General features: G+C 44.1%; 14 protein-coding genes and 1 pseudogene. 10 read left to right on the forward strand and 5 right to left on the reverse strand.

Features of this window, described 5'->3' with window-relative positions:
* Window positions 1-84: 84 nt before the first annotated feature.
* The 4 genes and pseudogenes from OSC7112_RS22135 to tnpA form a co-directional block, all read right to left on the reverse strand.
* Complete coding sequence (locus tag OSC7112_RS22135; protein WP_015177994.1) at window positions 85-435, reverse strand: slr0373 family blue light stress response protein; 351 nt, start codon at window positions 433-435, stop codon at window positions 85-87.
* 697 nt (window positions 436-1,132) lie between these two features.
* Entirely contained in the window at window positions 1,133-2,260 is a 1,128-nt protein-coding gene (locus OSC7112_RS22140; RefSeq protein ID WP_041622580.1) for an RNA-guided endonuclease InsQ/TnpB family protein, read from the reverse strand.
* Window positions 2,260-2,903 (reverse strand): annotated as a pseudogene (locus OSC7112_RS22145) (IS607 family transposase). The gene OSC7112_RS22140 and the pseudogene OSC7112_RS22145 overlap by 1 nt, the downstream one beginning before the upstream one ends.
* 732 nt (window positions 2,904-3,635) lie before the next feature.
* On the reverse strand, window positions 3,636-4,034 hold the full coding sequence (tnpA, locus tag OSC7112_RS22150; protein WP_015175779.1) for an IS200/IS605 family transposase: 399 nt from the start codon (window positions 4,032-4,034) through the stop codon (window positions 3,636-3,638).
* 50 nt (window positions 4,035-4,084) lie between these two features.
* Between tnpA and OSC7112_RS36060 the strand changes: the two genes are divergently transcribed.
* From OSC7112_RS36060 to OSC7112_RS22165, 4 genes are all read left to right on the forward strand, one after another.
* A complete protein-coding gene (locus OSC7112_RS36060; protein WP_317623913.1) occupies window positions 4,085-4,231 on the forward strand; it encodes a helix-turn-helix domain-containing protein in 147 nt (48 codons plus the stop codon).
* A 558-nt stretch (window positions 4,232-4,789) separates the two neighbouring features.
* The gene (gene ltrA, locus OSC7112_RS22155; protein ID WP_015174573.1) at window positions 4,790-6,661 is read left to right on the forward strand and encodes a group II intron reverse transcriptase/maturase; all 1,872 of its coding nucleotides are present in this window, start codon (window positions 4,790-4,792) and stop codon (window positions 6,659-6,661) included.
* Between the two features lie 17 nt (window positions 6,662-6,678).
* Window positions 6,679-7,734: an RNA-guided endonuclease InsQ/TnpB family protein gene (locus tag OSC7112_RS22160; protein ID WP_223300870.1), complete on the forward strand. Its 1,056-nt coding sequence runs from the start codon at window positions 6,679-6,681 to the stop codon at window positions 7,732-7,734.
* Window positions 7,735-7,955: 221 nt separating this feature from the next.
* A complete protein-coding gene (locus OSC7112_RS22165) occupies window positions 7,956-8,420 on the forward strand; it encodes a hypothetical protein (RefSeq protein ID WP_015177996.1) in 465 nt (154 codons plus the stop codon).
* Window positions 8,421-8,517: 97 nt separating this feature from the next.
* Here the strand turns inward: OSC7112_RS22165 and sds are convergent, their stop codons facing one another.
* Complete coding sequence (gene sds / locus OSC7112_RS22170) at window positions 8,518-9,489, reverse strand: solanesyl diphosphate synthase (protein ID WP_015177997.1); 972 nt, start codon at window positions 9,487-9,489, stop codon at window positions 8,518-8,520.
* A gap of 1,638 nt (window positions 9,490-11,127) precedes the next feature.
* On the opposite strand from sds, the gene OSC7112_RS36065 reads away from it, so the two are divergent.
* From OSC7112_RS36065 to OSC7112_RS22195, 6 genes are all read left to right on the forward strand, one after another.
* The gene (locus OSC7112_RS36065) at window positions 11,128-11,343 is read left to right on the forward strand and encodes an ATP-binding protein (protein ID WP_071884001.1); all 216 of its coding nucleotides are present in this window, start codon (window positions 11,128-11,130) and stop codon (window positions 11,341-11,343) included.
* Between the two features lie 108 nt (window positions 11,344-11,451).
* Complete coding sequence (locus tag OSC7112_RS22175; protein ID WP_015177998.1) at window positions 11,452-13,995, forward strand: CBS domain-containing protein; 2,544 nt, start codon at window positions 11,452-11,454, stop codon at window positions 13,993-13,995.
* A 60-nt stretch (window positions 13,996-14,055) separates the two neighbouring features.
* On the forward strand, window positions 14,056-14,454 hold the full coding sequence (locus OSC7112_RS22180) for a response regulator (protein WP_015177999.1): 399 nt from the start codon (window positions 14,056-14,058) through the stop codon (window positions 14,452-14,454).
* A complete protein-coding gene (locus OSC7112_RS22185; RefSeq protein ID WP_015178000.1) occupies window positions 14,451-17,609 on the forward strand; it encodes a PAS domain S-box protein in 3,159 nt (1,052 codons plus the stop codon). The genes OSC7112_RS22180 and OSC7112_RS22185 overlap by 4 nt, the downstream gene beginning before the upstream one ends.
* A 624-nt stretch (window positions 17,610-18,233) precedes the next feature.
* Window positions 18,234-20,174, forward strand: a complete 1,941-nt coding sequence (locus tag OSC7112_RS22190; protein WP_015178001.1) for a response regulator — start codon at window positions 18,234-18,236, stop codon at window positions 20,172-20,174.
* Entirely contained in the window at window positions 20,175-22,082 is a 1,908-nt protein-coding gene (locus OSC7112_RS22195; RefSeq protein ID WP_015178002.1) for a PAS domain S-box protein, read from the forward strand.
* The last annotated feature ends 60 nt before the right edge of the window (window positions 22,083-22,142 follow it).

The following is a 22,142-nucleotide window of genomic DNA, read 5'->3' on the forward strand; positions in this document are numbered from 1 at the left end:
TGCTATCTTTGCTGAATCTCAATGCTGCCCTTCGCCCTCTTACTGAAAATTTCAGTTTTAGCTTTTTGGGGAAGCAAGGCATTCTTAGCAGGGAACCAATTCTTCCTCTCCCGGTTTGGCCGTGCCCGCGGCGACGCCCGACACCTGCTTTACTGGAAGATCCTGTTCAGCCAATACGCTCGGCTGACTTGTTACCGATGCCAGTTCTCCATCTCGCATTACTACTGAACCCGTGCATTCTGGACAGTTGTATACCCGATGGGTTTGTCCGTAGGAGGCTTCTACTTCGTCAACCAGTTCGGGATTTCCTAGGTAGAAGACAATTGCCCTTTCTGCAATTGATGACATCGGTTCAGTTTCGACTGCGGCTCGGATTTTGAGCTGGCGATGCAGTTCTGGTGGAAGATACAATGTAACTTTTTGCTTTTCTTGCATATGACAGTGAATTGACTTACCCGGGTATGTATATCAGATTAGCCGCTTAATTCTTTGCTGTCAAGCCTCTATGCTGCTTTAGCGTCATTTTGTAATATTCCGTTACATTTGAGGTGACTCTGGGGCAGTTAACAACGAAAAAGCTATGGCTGTAGCTGATGAGCCCGAGGTGCAGCGGCAGGTATGGGTAGCGTCAAGGACGATCGACCAACTATAAATATGAACAATAGATATAGCCTTTCGAGCTCTCATATGAGGTACTCTCGGCCTGGAGTGGGCATAGGGCATAGGGCATAGGGCTCCGCGGACATACCTCACCACGCTTGAGAACCGCTGTATATAGGACTAAGGCCAACAAATCCTGGCGTTGCTTAACCTGGGTATGAAAAAAATAACTTGAAAATCCCGAAGTTTTGTGGATACTGGTTCCTCTGACTTGCACATTTAGCCCTTCATACCCTAAATCAGCAACGCCCAAATCCTTTGAGTCGCCATATCAGGTAAGGTGTACCATAAAGACCTAGCCCGCTCATGAGTGGTGAAGAATGCCCGCTCTATAAAACTTACCCAAAGCTACCCATTGCTCGAAAGTTTTGGACTTTAGTGTTTACTTCCTGTTTCAGCGTAGTCTCAGAATGACTTCTGAGGGTTTGCCTACTCCACAGGCAATCTCGGTAGAGCTTACCGTTTGACTTACTTAATCTGAGCGAATCGGAATGTGAATTCCTTCAAACCATCGCTCAATGTTTTTAGCTGCGTTCAAGTCTCTGTCCTCTGTATGACCGCAATCAGGACATACATAGACTCGATTCTTTAATGGCATTTTGTGGCGGTGATTCCTACAATTTGAACAGATTTGAGAACTAGGAAAGAAGCGGTCAACTAAAATCAACTGACTAGAAAATTTCTCAGTTTTATATTCAAGTTGTCGCTTAAATTCGTACATTCCACAATCGGCAATCGCACCCGCCAATTTGTGATTTTTCAAAAATGCTTTGACGTTCAAATTCTCAATTTTAATCACGCTGTGGTTTTTAGCGAGATGATTGGTGAGTTTATGAATAGCATCTTTGCGGATGAATGAAATTCTAGAATGCAGTTTTGCCAGCTTTCTAACTGCCTTAGTTCTGTTCTTTGAGCCTTTAACTTTGCGACTAACAGAGCGCTGCAATCGCTTCATTTTCTTACTCATTTTGCGGTAAGCTTTGGGGTTAGCAAAAACCTTTCCGTCACTGGTGACAGCTAATTCCTTAATACCAATATCAACACCAATAGAGGGGCGATTTAGAGGTATTGGTGGCTGTTCAATCTCATACTTGATGGCTATGAACCATTTGTCGGCAGTGCGACTAATTACGCAATTATGAGTAGCCGTAATGGGGAGAGGTTCGTGCAATCGCACCCAACCAATTTTAGGGAGTTTAACTCGCTTACCATCATTGCTGATACCAGGTTTTGCTTTAGTGCCTTGCTCAAGATAAAAACTGTCTTTAGACTTGCCTTTCTTCTTGAATCTAGGCTGTTTAGAGACTTTTTTGAAGCATCTATCCCATGCCGTCCTTACCTCTGCCAGAGCCTGTTGTGGACTTGCTTTGGAGCTTTGATAATACCAGGGATTAGCTGGTTTAATCTCAGCGACTAGACGTTTGTGCAAGTCAATAGCAGAGGGAATTTTGATTGTTTTATCAGCCTCTCTAAGTTGTAAAGCTTCCTGAATAATAGCATTGCCAAAATTGTAAGCGTGTCTGGCTACTCCACAGTGTTGACGGAATAGAGTCACCTGTCTATTGTTAGGTTTTAATTCCGTCTTGAAACTGAGTAGCATTATTTTACGTCCTCCACTGCTTTAGCTATACCATCAATCTAGTTTTTTGTTTTTGTGACTTCTAGCGCCATAAAGTCTAGCGCTAAAAACCTGAATTAATTCAATCATATCTTGAACTAATTCCTGTTCAAAACTCAATTCATCCGGCGATTTATTGACTATTACTACCTCGCATTCAAATTCCTCACACATTGCGAAAACTAACTCGGAACCAAACCTTAGAAGCCTGTCTTTGTGAGTAACAACAAGTCTGCCAACCTCACCGGACATGATTCGTTTGAGTAGTTTTGTCTAGTCCTTTTTTCTTGTAATTAAGTCCAGAGCCTAAGTCTTGAATTGTTTCAAATTGCCAGCCATTGGCAGCGCTAAACGATTCCAAAACAGCAGCTTGACGCTTTAAATCTTCTTTTTGGTCATGACTAGAAACTCTGGCATAGTTGATAGTGATTCGATCGTCTGCCTGGTTTAAGTCTCTGGGAGTAATTCGCTTGATATCGGTAAGGTAGAAGCGTCTCTGTCCCGTGGGAGAGCGCTCAAACTTAATCTTGCCTGCATCAGTCCAGCGTCTCAGCGTCTTTGTCGAAATACCAAGCTCCTTAGCCGCTTCCCCGATTGAGAGTGTCACGTCTGATTGAGTCTCCAAAGTTGCTTACCTCTAATACTACAACTCAATAGTTACCCAATCCGGGAAGAATGTCAATACCTGTCTAAGAAATCTATTTCAGCGCCTCACCCCAAAGGCTTGAAATGTCATAGCGGGCGATCGATAAATCTTCGGCCTTGCATAATTTGAAGATGATTCTTGTGGGGAGTAGGGGTTAGGCGTCCCGCCTGCTGTCAAAATACACAGGACGGGCTCATGGGCCCATCCCACAAAAGAATCAAAATCATCCCGCAATTATGCAACGCCAAATCTTCTTCATAAGATAGATTTATCGCAATAAATAATATCTATTGCCCATACCCAACGGCTACAATGACACAAACACGGTGACTGCACTCAACAGCGGGCTGGGTGCTGATGGTCAGCCCGCTGTTGAGTGGCTCAAAAGCTTGGGCTAAAAGTCCCTCAAACGTTTGAAATGTAATAGTTTGTAGGGTGCTATGCGGCACAAAGGTTGAGTTTGTAGAGTGCGCCGCAAGCACCGGTGGACTAAGTAAACAACGAGGTTACTAACTTTGGGCGTTTTGATTTTGAAACCCAGGTCCCCCAAGCAGTTTTTATTGTTTTAAGTTTGAAAAATCAGAACGTGAAATAGCCGTTTTCGGCTTTTTATCGGTCTCAGATTTAACACACCTTGACAGCGCTAGCGCTCAGCACCCTATGGTTAGACTTTTTGGATGACCAAGAAAATGGGACACAAGCCCCGTCCTTTTAGGACGGCTTTTCTTGATTCCTAATATACTCCTTTAAGACTTCTAGAGGTGCACCACCTACGGAAACTGCGAAATAACTGGGACTCCACAAAGCTTCCTTGTGTGGTTTCTTGTGTCCGGCTTGCCCATATCGACGGCTAGACACCCCTTTTAGCGCATTCACTATTTGAGAAACAGAAAGTTTAGGCGGATACTCAATCAGCGCATGAACGTGATTGCCTTCACCGTTAAACTCTAGAACCTGAAAATTCATTTTTTCGGCAACCTCTCGAAATGATTTTTCAATCAAGTCAAGACTTTCACTTGTAAATACAGGCCGACGATACTTTGTCACGCAGACCAAGTGGATCTTAAGTTCTGTAACAGAATGTCGTTCTCGGCGATAGTCGGTTGTCATTTTTGGCAAACCAAGATATGATTTAGTTGCAGACCAAATTTAGCACAGTTTTGAAATCACGATATCGTTACAGATTCTACCCAACCGACCAACAACGACAGAGCCTAGCTCAGTTGTTTGGCTGCGTGCGTGTAGTCTGGAACGGTGCGATTCGTTTGCTAGAAACCAAATCCAATAAGAAGGGTTTGGGGGATTAGCAGCAAGGACAAAAATAGGGAGTAATCCCGAAAATGAACCTTGACAACTGAGCGACCATGAGGGTGCAAAACCCTCCCCTGTAGATGCCAGGTGAAAGCACATCCCCTGCGGTAGCGACTAGCCCTCAATCCGTAGAGCGGGGATGAAAGCCTCTCAACACTTCCAGTTCAGGATAGTGCGGGGCAAGCAAAGAACCCATGAGTAAAACATTACGTCTGAATCCACGACTGAACCATCGTCAACTACAACCAGCAAAAAGGACTGATTAGCTGGAGCCAAAAAGGCAAAGGAAAAAAAGGTTGGCGGTTCGTTCCCCGACCAACAGCATCTCTAAATAAACCCGGTGGATAGTGGAGCTCTAAAGGTTCATAGCATGGTCGTTCGGAACGAAGTAACCCCTCGTATGTTCTCTCGGAAATCAAATACCGTGAGCAGGTGCTAACCGGATGCTGCGAGTGGGTGGGATTGAGTCAGAAGCAAACGCCTTGCTGTAATGACAAGGATATGCAGACAGACTCACGGTGATAAGGAAGGAATAGTGTAGAGTAGCAGTACAAATGTCTAAAACACTGAGCAATCAGATGGTGGAATGGAGAGAGACGGACTGGCGTAAGCTGGAACGGCGAATCTTTAAGCTGCAAAAAAGAATATTCCAAGCCTCTAGTCGTGGTGATTTGAAAGCAGTCCGCAGACTCCAGAAGACATTGATGAGGTCTTGGTCAGGAAAGATGCTAGCTGTACGTCGCGTGACGCAAGACAACCAGGGCAAGAAAACAGCCGGAGTAGACGGAGTTAAATCACTCTCACCCGTCCAAAGGATAGCACTGGTGGAAAAACTTGAGCTAAAGGGGAAAACCAAACCCACTCGACGGGTATGGATTGACAAACCAGGAACGGATGAAAAACGCCCCCTTGGTATTCCCACGATGTACGACAGAGCGCTTCAGGCGTTAGTGAAATTGATGCTTGAACCGGAGTGGGAAGCAAGGTTTGAACCCAACTCCTATGGATTCCGACCAGGACGTTCATGCCATGATGCTGTCGAGGCAATCTTTAACGCTATTAAGTCAAAGGCTAAATATGTGCTGGATGCCGACATCGCGAAATGCTTTGACCGCATAAACCACGGGGAACTTCTCAAAAAATTAAATACATTCCCGACCTTAAGACGCCAGATAAACGCTTGGCTCAAATCGGGAGTGATGGATGGCAATCAATTATTCCCCACATCTGAGGGTACGCCACAAGGCGGGGTCATCTCTCCGCTACTGGCAAACATTGCCCTTCACGGGATGGAAGAACGGATAAAGCAGGTGGCTGAAACATTGCCAACACCACGAGGACATAGTAAGCGAGGAAATCGCCAATCTCTAAGCCTAATCCGGTACGCCGACGACTTCGTAATACTGCACGAGGACTTAACCGTTGTCCATAGATGTAAAGAAGTGATTTCTGAGTGGCTAAACGGCATTGGACTTGAATTGAAACCAAGTAAAACGCGCCTTGCCCATACATTGAATAAACATGATGAGCAAGACGCGGGGTTTAACTTCCTGGGGTTTAATATCAGACAGTACCCAGTAGGTAAATATAACACGGGTTGTAATCCTCATGGGGAACCACTTGGATTCAAGACGCTCATCAAACCCAGCAAGCAGAAGCTAAAGCTACACTATGACAGTATCTCTGAGGTAATAGAACAGCATAAAACAGCTCCACAAGCTGCGCTGATAACTCATTTAAATCCAATCATCAGAGGATGGGCTAACTATTACCGCACTGTTACCAGCAAGGAAACATACTCCGAACTGGGACACAAAGTGTACAAGAAGCTAAAAAGCTGGGCACATAGACGCCACCCGAATAAATCAGGGGAATGGATAGCCAACAAATATTGGCAAACCATAGGCGATGATAACTGGGTATTCGCAACCAGGCAAGAAAGGAAAAACCCCTTGCGGTTACAAAATCACAACGCTACAGATATCGTGCGTCATGTGAAAGTCAAAGGCGATGCTAGTCCCTATGATGGCAACCTTGTGTACTGGAGTGCAAGAATGGGCAAAAACCCCGAAGTCCCTAAAGATGTGGCAACACTCTTGAAACGACAGAAAGGCAAATGTACCCACTGCGGATTACACTTCACAGAAGAATCGGTGTTAGAAGTAGACCACGTTATCCCTAAGTCGAAAGGCGGAAAGGATAGCTATGACAATTTGCAACTACTCCACCGACATTGCCACGATGAAAAGACAACCAAGGATGGAAGTCTTGGCAACAAATCTGGCTGTAATCGCGCCAAGCCTTCACCCTCAAAAACGGGGAATAGAGGTACTCATGACAAGAGCCTTATTACTGAGGAGCCGGATGAGGTGAAAGCTTCACGTCCGGTTTTGAAGACGAGCAGGGCTGGTGACAGCCTTGCTTAGTTTACCATGCGCTTGCTCTGTGTAAGCAGTCCGAGAAAAAGCCGAGTTCAGTAGATTTGCAAAAAATCGTAATTACCCAGGCTAAAAATACTGAGGAAAGAGCTTGGCTAGGAGATGTGTCCTGCGTCCCATTACAGCAGTCGGTTGCCGACCTGGATGTTGCTTTTAAGAACTTCTTCAACTCCTGCAAAGGGAAAAGAAAAGGACGTAAAGTCGGATATCCTAAGTTCAAAAAACGAACTAACAGCCAATCGGCGCGTTTTAGAGTTGGAGGGTTTTCCCTCAAAGGTGATGGAGTTTATTTAGCCAAGATTGGAATTGTTAACCCAGTCTGGTCTAGAGAATTGCCATCTGAACCTAGCTCTGTCACGGTAATCAAAGACTGTGCGAACCGCTATTTTCTAAGTTTTGTTGTAGAGGTCAAACCAATTCAATCCGAAGCTAAAAGCCCAAGTATCGGGATTGATTTGGGAATTAAAACTTTTGCAGTAATGAGTAACGGTGAAAAAGTCGAAAGCCCTAGCTATAAAAAACTAGACCGAAAAGTTCGCAAACTACAACGCAAATTAGCCCATCAGCCCAAAGATTCTAGGAGAAGGAATGTAACTCGCATCAGAATTGCGAAACTGCATAATGGAATTGCCGACACCCGCAAAGATTTTCTCCACAAACTGTCAACCAAAATAGTCAACGAAAACCAAGTGATTATTTTGGAAGATTTGAATGTGTCAGGAATGGTCAAGAACCGGAAACTTTCAAGAGCGATTAGTCAGCAAGGCTGGTACGAATTCCGAACGCTTTGCGAGGCTAAATCAGAGAAACTTGGTAGAGAGTTTAAGGTAATTAGTCGCTGGGAACCCACTAGCCAAGTGTGTTCGGATTGTGGATTCAAGTGGGGCAAAATTGATTTATCTATCCGCTCAGTGCTTTGTCTAAGTTGCAACACCGAGCAGGATAGAGATGAAAATGCCGCTAAGAATATAGAGAAAGTCGGGATGGGGAATCGCCACGACTCTAAATGTACGCAGAGACAGAGTAAGACAACTTCGGTTGCATCAGTCGGTGAAGCGTAAAGAATCCCCGTGCGTTTACGCCGGGGAGTATTTCAAATTGTGTAAGCTGTTACGCACTTAATTTTTTTGCCTAAAGGCTCGCTACAAGGACTCTAGGCTGCTAAATCTTAAATTTAGATGGGTGTCAGCTTATGTTTAATAGAGCAGTGCTGGGTAATATATACTTGGATGCGGACCTGCTAACCTGAAATTTTTAATTTTAGATATCAAAGAACTGACTGATGGATTTAGACCAACAGATTCAAGCATTGATCGAAAAAGCTCCGCCCGACGGTTCGACGCCACAAATCTTAAAGGCGATCGCCCCGGCCCTGGTGTTAATTGCCCAACAGCTACAGCACCTCGAATACTCGATCCTGCAAGCGGTAGACCAAAGTTGGGCGATCGTGGTTTTGAGCAATCTCAAGCAACCGGGACGGGAGAAGAAGGTGATTTATGCTTGGAGCAGTATTAAAGATGCGTCGCAGGCTGCGGCTGCTGGGGGCGATCGCCTCAGACCGGTGCTTTTGCCTGTCACTCACATTTTATTTCAGATGATAGCTCTGGAAGGTCTTGACAGCATTGTTTTTTTTGAAAGTCCCGGAAATCAGGAAGTCGGGACAGAAATCCCTCGCGAGCAAGTCAAGAGTTTAATTAACGTTTACTTGCAACAGTATCGATCGGCTCCACCGCCGGATATTGCCTAACCAACTCAATTTTCTATTAATTGGTAACAGGGCATTAGGCATTGGGAATTCCCCATTACCAATTCCCCATTACCAATAAAGTGTAACTTTTTAACCTCTAATAAAGTCTACTCAAAACATATTCAGCCAAATCAATCAAAGCTTGACGGGACTCTGAATGGGGCAGCACAGCTAAGTATTCGACGGCTTTCTGTGCGTGGTTTGTAGCTAGTTCTCGCGATCGCTCTATGCCTCTAGAATCTTCGACCAGTGCCAGAGCCTGCTCTAGATCTCCTTCTTGGGCAAATTCGCGTTCTATGAGAACTTCCAAGTAAGGTTTTTCTTCTAGGGCAAATAGTGCGGGTGCTGTCAGATTACCGCTTCTGAGATCCGAGCCTGCAGGTTTCCCCAAAGTTTCTGTTGAAGCGGTGAAATCTAATATATCATCTACTATTTGGAATGCCAAACCAATGTTCCGACCGTAGTTGTACAAATCGTCTGCTATTTCCGCTGAAACCTCGCTCAAACAGCCCGCTGCTTTGGAACTGTTGGCAATTAAAGACGCTGTTTTGTAATAACTTTTTTCGAGGTACGCTTCGATCGACAAGCTGGTGTCAAATCCATTGAGTCCCTGTTGAATTTCCCCCTCAGCTAAATCCATAATCACTTCTGAAAGCAGTTTGACTACTGGCAGGTTGTCGAGATTTGCCAAATGCCAGGAAGATTGAGCAAACAGAAAGTCTCCCGCCAATACTGCCACTCGGTTGTTAAACCGACTGTGAACCGTCGGCACTCCCCGCCGCAGATCCGACTCGTCCACCACGTCGTCGTGCACGAGACTAGCTGTGTGGATCATTTCCGTGATTTCAGCGAGGCGGCGGTGTTTTTCAGTGATTTCCCGATCGGGCATAGTCGCCTTGGCCATCAACAGAACGATTGCGGGTCTCACTCGTTTTCCCTTTGTGCCGAATAAGTATTCTGCAGCCGCGTACAAGATGGGATGACGGGCACCCACTAACTGTTTTAAGTTTTCTGTCAACAGTCGCAGGTCTTCTTCAACCGAGGAAAATAGGAGAGTGCTAGAGATCATGGATACGCCGACTCAAGCCGTAAAGTAACAAAATTTTACATATCATATCTTTATTTTAAGGTAATTCTCTGCAATAGAAAAGAAAAATCTAGGCGATCGCCAGTTATTTGTCATCTGCCGCCAGATGGGAGTCACCCGCCTGCCAGAGGCGAGTAGCCGGCTGCCAGAGGGGTTGCCCCTATTGTATCGAATTGTTAAGGACACTGCCAAAAAATCTCTAAATCCCAAAAACCCTGTGTTATTATGGGTATTAAGGATTTAAACAATTCTATACATTAAGTACAGCCAGACTGGCAGGTAGCTTTTAGGTGCCTGTAAAAGTTTCGTAGAGCCAGCCTTGTTAGTCGATCGCAGCCAAAATTTCTGGGACAGATTTTTAGTTCCTCGCGACTAAAAGTTTTCAGAAGTTAAGAGTAGCGCATCTTATGTGCACGGTAGCTCAAAGCAGCTAAAGTGGATGGTTTTAGGCTGTTTAAGCATCTGTAAAGCAGTAAATCATTATTGATGACCGGGAACGCCTAAATGTTCCTGCAGGCTTGATATGGAAAAACAGCCTTCAGAACCAAGGCATGGTCTGGCGTGCTGACTTAATGTAGTAGGTCTTGAACTTGTCCTGCTCCTCCTCGTCCTTGACTTTTGGTTCTAATTATGATTTATCGCGATATTCCTCTAATTATTCCCATTTTGGCCGCCGGCTATGTAATGACTATTTATGTACTGCTGATGTTGGCCCAACGCAGCGCTAAAATCACTCGATTGGGCGAGTAGTGTACTGCTGGGCAGCCGAAGTCGGCAGCAGCGCCCTCGCTTCACCGTTGAGAATTCGGAATACTCAATAATAACCCTGCCTGGAATGCTTGCGCGCAAAGGCAGGGTTATTATTTACAATTGCGGGCACGGTGATTTTCTGGGCTGCTAGTTACTGCAACACGTAGCTACAGTTATCGATGTTCAATGCCAAAAGCCTCAGAGGCAGGATATTATATTTAGTACCAGCTTGTATCGCTCACAGCAAGTTTCATGTCAGGAAAACCCTGCAAATGTTCCGACAAAGCTATTAAAGTGTTCTCAAAAACGCTGAGTTTGAAGTTGTCGGTTATTGTGCCGACAATCTCAATATTCCTATTTGGTAGGGTAAGAACTTACAGGAATAAAACGCTAAATTTATGCATCTAGCAACCTGCTTGCTCAACTGAAGGAAGCCATAAACTTGCACGGCAATCAAATCTCTCATTAAAGGGTGCTTAACTTGCTGAGTCAGGCAGATAGTCTCTGCCATTTATTCACAGATTACCAAGAACAGCATCGGCTGCACATAGAGCCGCAAAAGTAATTTTTGACTTAAAAAAATATTCTCGCTTTAACTGTAGGGAAGAAAAGTAATTGCCAATATTACTGACACCCTTAAAACTATATTAACTTTAGATTAAAATAACTAAAACACAGAGTAGAAGTTGTCATAAATTATCAAGCTCCACTGGCTAAATTGTTGTCTGAGGCAGACGAACTAAAACAAGTTTCGATAAATCCGATCCACAATGCTTTACAAGCGATAGAGAATTACCGAGTTTTAAAAGTAGAGGTGAGAGCAGAAAATCAGAGCCTGCTCGTCAGTGGCAACTGAACTACCCGGGAATTTTGCCACGAATATTTGATCCGTTCTCTACCACAAAACCAGATGAAGGAAGGGGGTTGGGACTGGAGATTGTTAAAAAAAGTGTGGAAAAACCTTCGGGTAAAATAGAAGTAACATCAGTTATCGGTCAAAGGACGTGTATTGTGTCAATTCCGATCGCCGTTGAGCGCGATCGCACTAAAAATCATACCAATGCGCGACTACAAATACAACTCTAGACCGATGTCAAACCTGGATTGCGGTCAGGGTACCGCGACTGTAAAATCTGACATCTAAAATGGTATTAAGTCCCAGTTCCGCCTGCATCTATCCCCCTTGATTTGCCCATGTCAACAACAGTTTATGATACCCAAAGCTTGCTAGAACAGGCGATCGACCCCAAACCGCCGGTGCTGCCTCCAGACACACCCTTGAACGTCGCAATTGCTGCCATGACTGAGGCGAGTGCCAGTTGCATTTTAATCGCGTTTGAGCAGCAATTGCTCGGAATTTTTACAGAGCGCGATGTTGTGAAAATAACTGCTAGCGAAATACCGCTAGCAGGGGTGGCAATTTCTGAGGTAATGACTGAAAACCCGATCGCCATTTCCCTCGATCGAGCGGGCAATATCTTCAAGGTATTGAGCATATTGCGATCCAAAAGAATCCGTCATTTACCCCTCCTAGACGAAGGTGGCAACTTGCTAGGCGCTATCACCTGCGAAAGCATCCGTCAAATCCTCAAACCGGCCGACTTGCTGAAAATGTGGCGCGCCGAAGAAATTATGACTACACAATTAATAATTACCTCAAGCAGCGCCTCAGTTTTAGAAGTCGCAAAACAGATGAGAACCCAGCGCAAAAGCTGCATAGTCATTTGCACTGACAGCGACAACAAAAATCACAAACCTGTGGGCATAATTACAGAACGCGACATTGTTAAATTCCAAGCTTCTGGACTAGATTTCGCAGGCACTCCCGTCACCGCCGCGATGAGTTTTCCCCTGATACCGTTGCAGGTAAAAGCCACATTGTGGCAGGCTCACCAGTTAATGCAGCAGCACGGCATCCGGCGCTTAGTGGTAGTGGACGAGGAAGGATATTTAGCCGGAATTGTGACTGAAATTAGCCTGCTGCAGGCCTTAGATCCGGTAGAAATGCACGCAAATGTCGAGCTTTTGCAAGAAACAGTTGCCGACAAAATTCAGGAGTTGAAAAAAATGAACGAAGAATTGCAAAAAGAAGCGTTGCGGAGAACAGAAGTCGAGGAAAAATTGCTAATTTTAAATGATAATTTGGAAGAACAAATAAAACAGCGAACTTTAGAATTAATTAATGCCAACAGTCAGCTAAAAAAGGAAATACAAGACCGCACCACTGCTGAAGCTGAAGTTCGCCGCCTCAACACCGAACTAGAACAGCGAGTTCTAGACCGCACGGTTCAACTAGCAGCCAGTAACGAAGAATTGCAGCAACAAATTAGCGGTCGAAAATTGCTCGAAGAAAAATTGCTCTTTTCTGAAAGGAAAGTCCGTGCCGTTTTTGAAGCGATGACTGACATTGTTCTCGTGCTAGACAGTCAGCGGAACATAGAAATTTTGCCAACGAATGTGGCAGCGGTTTCTGAGCCTGATTGCGATATAGTCAGCTTGACCATAGAACATTTTTTTGACGACGATAACCCGGATGATTGGTGGGTGTTAGTTCAGCAAGTGTTAGAAACACAACAAACTCTCAATTTTGACTACAGCTTAACAGTTGGTGGTCGCGAAATTTGGTTTTCCGCCTGCATTTCTCTGTTCTCAAAAGATGCAGTCATTTGGGTTGCCCGCAACATCAACGCCCGCAAAATAGCGGAGTCAGCGCTGTGCCAAAAAAATGCAGAATTATCTCATACCTTAGAAGAACTGAAGCGGACTCAAAAAGAACTCATTCAATCTGAAAAAATGGCAGCCCTCGGACAGTTAATTGCCGGAGTTGCTCATGAAATCAATTCTCCTTTAGGGGCGATTCGGTCTTCGGTGCAGAACATCGCCGACTTCTGGACGGAACAATTGCAGCAGTTGCCGATATTTTTTCAACAACTATCCCCGGAACGGCGACAGGATTTCTTTGCTTTGCTACACAAGTCCAGCCAAGAAACAGATACATTATCTAGTAAAGAAAAACGTCAGTTAAAAAAAGTTTTGCAGGGGCAATTAGAATCAGAAAATATTGACGCCGCCGCCAGTCTTGCCTGTACTTTATTAGATATCGGCATCGGCAATAATGTAGAACCTTTTTTACCTTTGTTGAAAGACAGCGAAAGTCGAAACATTGTACAAATCGCCTACCAATTTGCTACGGTACAAAAAAGCACTAAAAATATTGCTACTGCTACAGATAGGGCAGCCAAAATCGTTTTTGCTTTAAAAAGCTACTCTCGTTACGACCAGTCGGGTTCCAAAGTAATCGCTAATATTACCGACGGTATTGATACTGTTTTAACGCTTTACCACTACCAAATCAAACACGGTGTGGAAGTATTCAGAAACTATGGTACTAATTTGCCCTCTGTGCTATGCTATCCTGATGAACTCAATCAAGTTTGGACAAATTTAGTTCACAATGCTTTACAAGCGATGGGCAACAAAGGAGTGTTAAAAATTGATGTCAAAAACCAAGCGAACGCAATATCAGTCAGTATTACCGATAGTGGTCCCGGCATTCCTCCAGAGATTATGCCGAGAATTTTTGAGCCGTTTTTCACAACTAAACCTCCAGGAGAAGGCAGCGGTTTGGGATTAGATATAGTTCAAAAAATTATCGATAAACACCAAGGTGAACTGCAAGTAGAAAGCGTGCCTGGTCAAACAAAATTTACTATATCCTTGCCCATCGGAATTCCTTGATAGCAATAAAAAAAAGAGGGCAATGCCCAAAATTTTAAATTTTAATAAAAGTAAAACTTTATGTCTAAACCAGTAATTTTGTGCGTTGACGATGAAGTTGTGGTCTTAAATAGTTTAAAAATTCAACTTAAAAAAGAATTTGGGGATGCTTACCTCTATGAAGTAGCCGAAAATGCAGATGAAGCTCTGGAAATTATGGAGGAAATTCAAAAAGAAGATGAAAGTGATATTTTGGTCATAGTATCTGACTGGTTAATGCCTGGGATTAAAGGAGATGATTTTTTGATTAGGGTTCACCAAAAATATCCTAAAATTGTGAAAGTCATGCTGACCGGGCAAGCTGACGAAGTAGCAATAGCACGGGTGAAAGAGCAAGCAAACTTGCACCGTTGTTTGTACAAGCCGTGGGATCGCAAAGAATTAGTAGAAACTATAAAATCTGGTTTGACAAAAATATGAACAATAAACCTGTGATTATTTGTGTGGATGACGAACCGATAATTCTTGAAAGTTTGAAAATAGAGTTAAAAAAAACCCTGGGGGAAGAACACTTATTAGAAACTGCTGAAGGCGGCGAAGATGCTTTAGAGTTAATCGAGGAATTACTGGCAGAGGGCTGCGAAATCGTAGCAGTGATTTCCGACTATCTGATGCCGAATATCAAAGGGGACGAATTGCTGAAGCAGATTCACATAATTTCTCCAAAAAGTATCAAAATTATGCTGACGGGGCAAGCAGACCTAGAAGCAGTGGCGAATACTATTAAATATGCTAAATTGTACCGATACATATCGAAACCTTGGCAGTCAGAAGATTTGAAGTTGACGGTAAAAGAAGCGATTAACAGCTATTTTAGGGAGAAGCAATTAGCGGAACAAAATGCTCAACTCCAAAAGCTAAATCAAGAATTGGAAACTTTAGTCGAGGAGCGGACTGCACAACTGCGCTTGTCTGAGGAAAAGTTTGCTAAAGCTTTTCGTTCTTCTCCCAACCCGATTACTATTACCCGACTTAATGACGGTCGTTATTTAGAAATTAATGAGGCTTTTTGCCAGACAATCGGTTATTCTGCGGCAGAAATACTGGATCGCACGGCGCTTGATTTGAATCTTTGGCAAAATATACCAGCCCGCGCCGAGTTGTTTAAAATGTTAGACGAAACAAAAATTGTTCTCAACTACGAATTTGATTTTCGCACTAAAATAGGGGAACTCAGAACCGGGCTGCTGTCAGCAGAAATCATTGACATTCATGGCGAAACCTGCGTAATTTCTGTGATTCAAGATATTAGCGATCGCAAATTAGCCGAAGAAAAACTCCGAGCTGTAGCGGCTTCTTTAGCAGCAGCGCAAAGAATCGCCCGTGTCGGTAATTGGGAATGCGATTTCTCTGCCAATACAACTACTTGGTCGGAAGAGTTATCTCGGATTTTTGGGATCGATCTAACCCAGCCTGCGCCAACACTAACTGAGTTTTCGCAATACGTGCATCCGGACGATCGACAAAAGTGGCAAACAACGATCGACACTGCTATTGCTAGCGGGCAATCTTACACTTTGGAATATCGAATTCTGCGACCGGAACCGAAAATTGCTGCGGATAATTCCCCGTCACAAATAAGTGAAGCAGGCTTCATCCGCTACATCGAAGCAAGAGGAGAAGTAGTTGTCAACCAAGAAGGGGAAGTGACAAAACTCTTCACAACTTTGATGGACATTACTCCACGCAAGCTGGCAGAAATAGCCCTAGCAGAGAGCGAAGAAAAATACCGTCATTTAGTTGAAACTTCCCAAGATATTATCTGGTCTTGCAATGCTGAAGGGCACATTACTTTTGTGAACCAAGCAGTTAAACAAATATACGGTTACGAGCCTGAAGAAATGCTTGGTTGTTCTTTTAGCGATTTCTTGGCTCCAGGAGAAATAGACTGGAAATGGGAACTTCAGCAGCGCTTGCTGACGGGAAAAACTGTGTTTCAGTACGAAAATATAGTATTAGGAAAAGACGGCAGAAAGATTGATGTAAATACCAAGGCGATCGCGCGCATGGACGCTGAAGGAAACATCATCGGCACAACAGGCACTGCTAGCGATATTACCGAACGAAAACAAGCTGAAATAGTCCTGCAAAAAGCCAAAGAAGAAGCCGACAGAGCGAACAGGGCAAAAAGCGAATTTCTCTCGAATATGAGCCACGAATTGCGAACTCCCCTCAACGCAATTCTCGGTTTCAGCCAACTGCTGGCCCGCGACCCAGACCTCGGTGCCGACCAACAGCAATACTTAGGAATTATTACCCAGAGCGGGGAACATTTGCTCGTTCTGATCAACAATATTCTGCAAATGTCAAAAATTGAAGTCGGGCTGGTGACACTTAATAACAGCACCTTCGACTTGCACAAAATGCTAAAAAATACTGAAAATATGCTGAAGCTGCAAGCCGAAAAAAAAGGGTTGCAGTTAATTTTTGATTGCCCCCCAGATCTACCTCAATATATAGAAACTGACGAAAGCAAGTTGCGACAAGTATTGATCAATGTAGTCGCAAATGCTATTAAGTTTACTGCGGAAGGTGGTGTTAATTTGAGAGTCAAACATGAGGGTTTAAAAACTAAAAATTATGGAGATATTCCGCCAAGTGAAAGTTGCTGCTTGCTATTTGAAGTTGAAGACACTGGTTCAGGAATTTCTGCGGAAGAAATGGAGAATTTGTTTAAACCTTTCGCGCAAACAGAAAGCGGGAAAAAAGCTCAAGAAGGAACTGGTTTAGGCTTGCCAATCAGCAAGCAGTTCGTTCAGTTAATGGGAGGGAAAATGACGGTAACAAGCACCCTCGGTCGCGGCAGCATTTTTAGATTTGATGTTAAAGTTTCGCTCCCTAATGCAGTGGAAATTCAGGTGGCTCAAACAGCTCGCCGAGTGGTGGGTCTCGAACCCGGACAGCCAGAATACCGGATTTTAGCTGTTGACGATCGCCTGGAAAGCCGCTTGCTGTTGGTCAGAATGCTGACATCGCTCGGCTTTGCGGTGCAGGAAGCTGAAAATGGCGTTCAAGCTGTGGAAATGTGGTCGAGTTGGGAACCTCATTTGATTTGGATGGATATGCGGATGCCGGTGATGGACGGTTACGAAGCTACTAAACAGATTAAAGCGCATTTGAAAGGTCAAGCAACGGTGATTATTGCTCTGACTGCAAGTGCTTTTGATGAAGAGCGATCTGTAATTTTGTCTGCTGGTTGCGATGATTTTGTAGCGAAGCCTTTTCGGGAGCAAGTGATTCTGGAAAAGATGGCTAAGTATCTGGGAGTCCGCTATGTTTACGATCGAGAAGCTTCGCTAAGTCCTGATGCTGCGGTGTCCGCCGAGGTTTCCACGGCAACTGAAACGGCTGATTTGGCTTTTACGCTCAATACTTCATTTTTGGAATCTATGCCTGCTGAATGGGTTGATGAGTTGTATTCTGCGGCGGATGCGGTGGATAACGAGGAGATTTTTCGGCTGTTGTTGTCGATTCCTCCTATTAATGCTAGTTTCGGCAGCGCGATCGCCGATTTGGCGAATAACTTCCGGTGCGATCGGATTATCGATTTGATTGAGGAGTTTAGAAATTGTTGAAGGATGAAAGAAGAAAGGATAGGGGTAGCAGGGTAAACGCATCTAGTTACCAGAGAATATTTGAAACCCCTAGTTCTCCTTAAAGTGGGGTTTAGATATGACAATATGCTCAATAAACATTGATTGATGAGAATGCGTTGGGCTGAATCTCATTAAATTCAAACGGTAGAGCAAGGCTTTCAGCCGCTGATTATTCTTCCCAAACTAGATGCGTTTACCCTGATAGGGGCAGGTTCAGGATTATTGATGATGTAGGTCGATCGCCTATTTGTAAACTCGCCCGCAGGCGATCGGCTAATTTACTTGTAGCCAAGCTCCACACCTTGATAATCATCAGTCATTCCCATTCTTTCAACGGGAGCATCTCATATTTGTAAAAACACTTCTTCTGGCTCCTGACTTCTGCCTTTTTCCTCCTGGCTCCTGGCTCCCAACTACAATTTCTAGCGGAGGGCTGCTTTCATTGAGATGCTTCCCTTTAATCTTTAATCTCACATCTCAAATCTTAACTAGGATAAGTTCTGTAAATATAAAAGGAGTTGATTGAGGAGGGAGTGCTATAATAACTATTTAACCAGTTTTGATAATTTCAACAATTCTTAAATTAACAAAAAATAGCCAGCGATGACCAACAATCTAATAGAAGAAAATAAAGGCAACATATTAATTGTTGACGATACTCCAGAAAATTTGCAAGTTTTATCAGCAACGCTGTGCGATCGGGGCTACAAAGTCCGCGGCGTAATTAGCGGCAAAATGGCAATCAGAGCCGCGCGCTCTGGTGTTCCAGATTTGATTTTGCTCGACATCAAAATGCCGGAAATGGACGGCTACGAAGTCTGCAGGCAGCTCAAGGCAGATCCTAAGACATCAGAAATTCCCGTGGTTTTTATCAGCGCTTTAGATGAGGTATTGGACAAATTAACCGCATTTCAAGTGGGAGGGGTAGATTATGTCACCAAACCGTTTCATGTAGCAGAAGTTTTAGCGCGAATCGAACACCAACTGACTATCCAAAGACTGAAAAAACAATTAATCGATCGCAATAAAGAACTGCAAGAAGAAATAATAGAACGCAAAAAAGCCGAAGAAGCAGCGGCCGCTGCATCGCTCGCAAAAAGTCAATTCGTTGCCAACATGAGCCACGAATTGCGGACTCCTCTGAACGCCATACTGGGTTTTACGCAAGTCATGAGCCGCGACTCTTTGCTGGGCCACGAAAATCTCGAAAATCTCCGAATTATTAACCGCAGCGGTCAACATTTGCTGGAACTAATTAACGATGTTTTAGACTTGTCGAAAATAGAAGCAGGGATAATTGCCTTAGATGAACGCAGCTTTGACCTTTATCTACTCCTCGACACTCTCGAAGAAATGTTTCAAATCAAAGCTGAAACAAAAAAAATGCAACTGAGATTTTCCGTCGAGGCTAATGTTCCCCAATATATAAAAACTGACGAAAAAAAGCTGCGCGTCTGCTTAATTAACCTGCTGGGAAACGCCATGAAATTTACTCGCGACGGGGGCCGTATTTGGCTGCGCGCGAGCGTGGAAAGCAACCAGCAGCAGCCGGCAGAATCGGCAAGTTACCCTAACTCTACCTCGGTGGAACCATTGTTAATTTTGTTTGAAGTTGAAGACACGGGAATTGGCATAGCAACAGCAGAAATTGATACTTTATTTGATGCTTTCGTGCAAACACAAGCGGGGAAAAAAACGGCTGATGGTACGGGATTGGGTTTGACAATTACTAAAAAATACGTGCAGATAATGGGCGGGGATATTTGGGTAAAAAGTGTTTTAGGTGAGGGAACCAGTTTTAAATTTAATATCCGAGTATTTGCTGCTATTTCGTCTGAAATAACAGTGGCGACATTGCAGCGGGCGATCGCACTAGAAGCAGATCAACCGGTTTATCGGATTTTAGCAGTTGACGACAATCAAGACAATCGGCTGCTGCTGGTTAAAATGTTGCAACCAATTGGTTTTGAAGTCCGAGAAGCGGAAAATGGCTACCAAGCTGTTGAACTTTGGGAAAGTTGGCAGCCTCATTTAATTTTGCTGGATACGCGAATGCCAGTAATGGACGGTTTTGAAGCTGTCCGACAAATTAGAGCGAAAGAGAAACAAACTCAGTGGCGAACTGTAATTATTGCTCTGACTGCTAGCACTTTTGAGGAAAGAAAAGGCGAAATTATCGCCGCAGGTTGCGACGATTTTGTGCAGAAACCTTTTCAAGAACAAATCCTCTTTGATAAGATGGCTTGCTACTTGGGAGTGCGCTATCTTTATCAAAAGTTGCCCCGGCTCCCAGTCGGGGCTTTACGGCGTTATTGTGTGAGCGAAAAACCCGATTCATTTTTCCGAGGGCTGCTGGCTCAGATGCCTCAAAGCTGGGTGCAGGAACTCTACGACGCAGCTAATGATGTTAATGAAGAGCTGGCGATTCAAATTGTCGATCGCATCTGGGAAAGTCATCCAACTTTAGCTGAGGCTTTAAAAGATTTGCTTGCCGATTACCGACTCGACAAAATAATGGATTTAACTCAATCGAGTTTAAAATAAATGGATAATAGCGAAATTAAAGTATTGGTGGTTGATGACCAACCAAGTAATCTGCGGTTCTTATCCAAACTGCTAACATCCCAGGGGTATCAAGTTTACCGAGCTATTTGCGGTCAACTGGCGTTGAATGTGGCGATCGCCCATTGCCCGGATTTAATTTTGCTCGATATTAGAATGCCGGAAATGAACGGTTATGAAGTTTGTCGGAGACTGAAAGCGGCACCAGAAACAGAACAAATTCCGGTAATTTTTTTAAGCGTATTAGATGAAATGAACGATAAATTACAAGCTTTTCGAGTAGGAGGCGCCGACTATATTACTAAACCATTTCAAGTAGAAGAAGTGTTAGCACGCATCGACAAGCAAGTCCGCTTGCGAAAACTGCAACAGCAATTAAAAGAGCAAAATTATCAACTGCAACAGTCGCAGTCGCTGCTTGCTAGCATATTAAATAGTTCCTTAGACTGTGTGGTGGCATATTCTGCTGTCCGCAACAGTGAGGGAAATATTGTAGATTTCCAGTGGCTCTTGAGCAACCCGGCCGCTGAAAAATTTGATAGTCTCCTATTAAATGACATAGTTGGCAATAATTTGTTAGCCAAAATTTGCCAAGTTAGTAATAACGAGTTATTTGATTTGTATGTTTCTGTAGTAGAAACAGGAGAAACTGTAGACCAAGAATTTTGTTACGAACAGGAGCGAGATACAATTGTTTGGCTGCACATTGTGGCGGTCAAATTAAACGACGGTCTGGCAGTAACATTCCGCAACATTACCGAGCGCAAACGAGCAGAAATTGCCCTACGAGACAGCGAAGAACGCTTCCGCGCGATATTCGAGCAAGCTGCAGTCGGCATAGCTAAAACCGCGCTTTGCGGTAAATTTATGCGGGTAAATCCCGGCTTTTGTCAAATTGTCCGCTATGCACAATCCGAATTGTTACAGAAAAATTGGGAGGCAATTACTCACCCCGATGACAGAGAAGCGGACAGAGAATACCTGCAATCGCTTTTATCGGGGAAGATTCAAACTTTTTCTGTGGAAAAGCGTTTGCTATGCAAAGATGAGGCAGTGCGCTGGGCAAATGTTACTGTTTCGGCCATGCGCGATGTCAAGGGGACGCTGCAGTATTTGATTTGTGCGATCGAGGATATTTCCGAACGCAAGCTGGTACAAGAATTGCTGCAAGAGAGTTTAGACACTCAAACCCGCTACGCTCAAGAATTAACTCGTTCTAATGCCGAACTAGAACAGTTTGCTTACGTGGCTTCTCACGATTTGCAAGCGCCTTTGAGCACGATTGCCGGCTACGCTCAACTATTAGAAAAACGCTTTCCCAGCCAACTTGATGCCCAAGGGAGTAAATTTATCCGCAATATTGTTAATTCTTGCGAGCGGATGCAGGCGCTGATTGATGACTTGCTGGAATATTCGCGGGTAGGTCGCAGTCAGAAACCTTTTGAGATGATAGATTGCAATCGGGTTTTTGAGGATGCTTGTGCTAATTTGCAGGTAGCCGTCCGCGAGAATCAAGCTTCAGTTACGAGTGGGGATTTGCCAAGGGTAAAAGGTGACTGTTTGCAACTGCTGCAACTGTTTCAAAATTTAATTGGTAACGCCATTAAGTACCGCAGCAGTGAGGCGCCGGTGGTGCAGGTGGACGCTTCGCGTCAGGGGGATAGCTGGGTGTTTTCAGTGCAGGATAACGGTATTGGAATTGCCTCACATTACCATCCGCGAATTTTTCAGATTTTTCAGCGCTTGCACACCCAAAAACAGTATTCGGGAACTGGTATCGGTTTAGCTATTTGTCAAAGAATTGTCGAGCGGCACGGGGGCAGCCTTTGGGTAGAATCAGAACCCAATCGAGGCTCGACTTTTTATTTTTCTCTTCCTATATCAAAGTGAATTAAGCATCCCGCCTGAAGCATTCACCAGTCCTTTACTTAAGCTTTCAATATCGGGAGC

It is taken from the genome of Oscillatoria nigro-viridis PCC 7112, from assembly GCF_000317475.1.
GTDB lineage: Bacteria > Cyanobacteriota > Cyanobacteriia > Cyanobacteriales > Microcoleaceae > Microcoleus > Microcoleus nigroviridis.

Excerpts from the sequence above, each read along its gene's own strand:
- OSC7112_RS22135 (WP_015177994.1), bottom strand. The coding sequence starts at position 435 with ATGCAAGAAAAGCAAAAAGTTACATTGTATCTTCCACCAGAACTGCAT.
- OSC7112_RS22140 (WP_041622580.1), bottom strand. The coding sequence starts at position 2,260 with ATGCTACTCAGTTTCAAGACGGAATTAAAACCTAACAATAGACAGGTG.
- tnpA (WP_015175779.1), bottom strand. The coding sequence starts at position 4,034 with ATGACAACCGACTATCGCCGAGAACGACATTCTGTTACAGAACTTAAG.
- ltrA (WP_015174573.1), top strand. The coding sequence starts at position 4,790 with ATGTCTAAAACACTGAGCAATCAGATGGTGGAATGGAGAGAGACGGAC.
- OSC7112_RS22165 (WP_015177996.1), top strand. The coding sequence starts at position 7,956 with ATGGATTTAGACCAACAGATTCAAGCATTGATCGAAAAAGCTCCGCCC.
- sds (WP_015177997.1), bottom strand. The coding sequence starts at position 9,489 with ATGATCTCTAGCACTCTCCTATTTTCCTCGGTTGAAGAAGACCTGCGA.
- OSC7112_RS22175 (WP_015177998.1), top strand. The coding sequence starts at position 11,452 with ATGTCAACAACAGTTTATGATACCCAAAGCTTGCTAGAACAGGCGATC.
- OSC7112_RS22180 (WP_015177999.1), top strand. The coding sequence starts at position 14,056 with ATGTCTAAACCAGTAATTTTGTGCGTTGACGATGAAGTTGTGGTCTTA.
- OSC7112_RS22185 (WP_015178000.1), top strand. The coding sequence starts at position 14,451 with ATGAACAATAAACCTGTGATTATTTGTGTGGATGACGAACCGATAATT.
- OSC7112_RS22190 (WP_015178001.1), top strand. The coding sequence starts at position 18,234 with ATGACCAACAATCTAATAGAAGAAAATAAAGGCAACATATTAATTGTT.
- OSC7112_RS22195 (WP_015178002.1), top strand. The coding sequence starts at position 20,175 with ATGGATAATAGCGAAATTAAAGTATTGGTGGTTGATGACCAACCAAGT.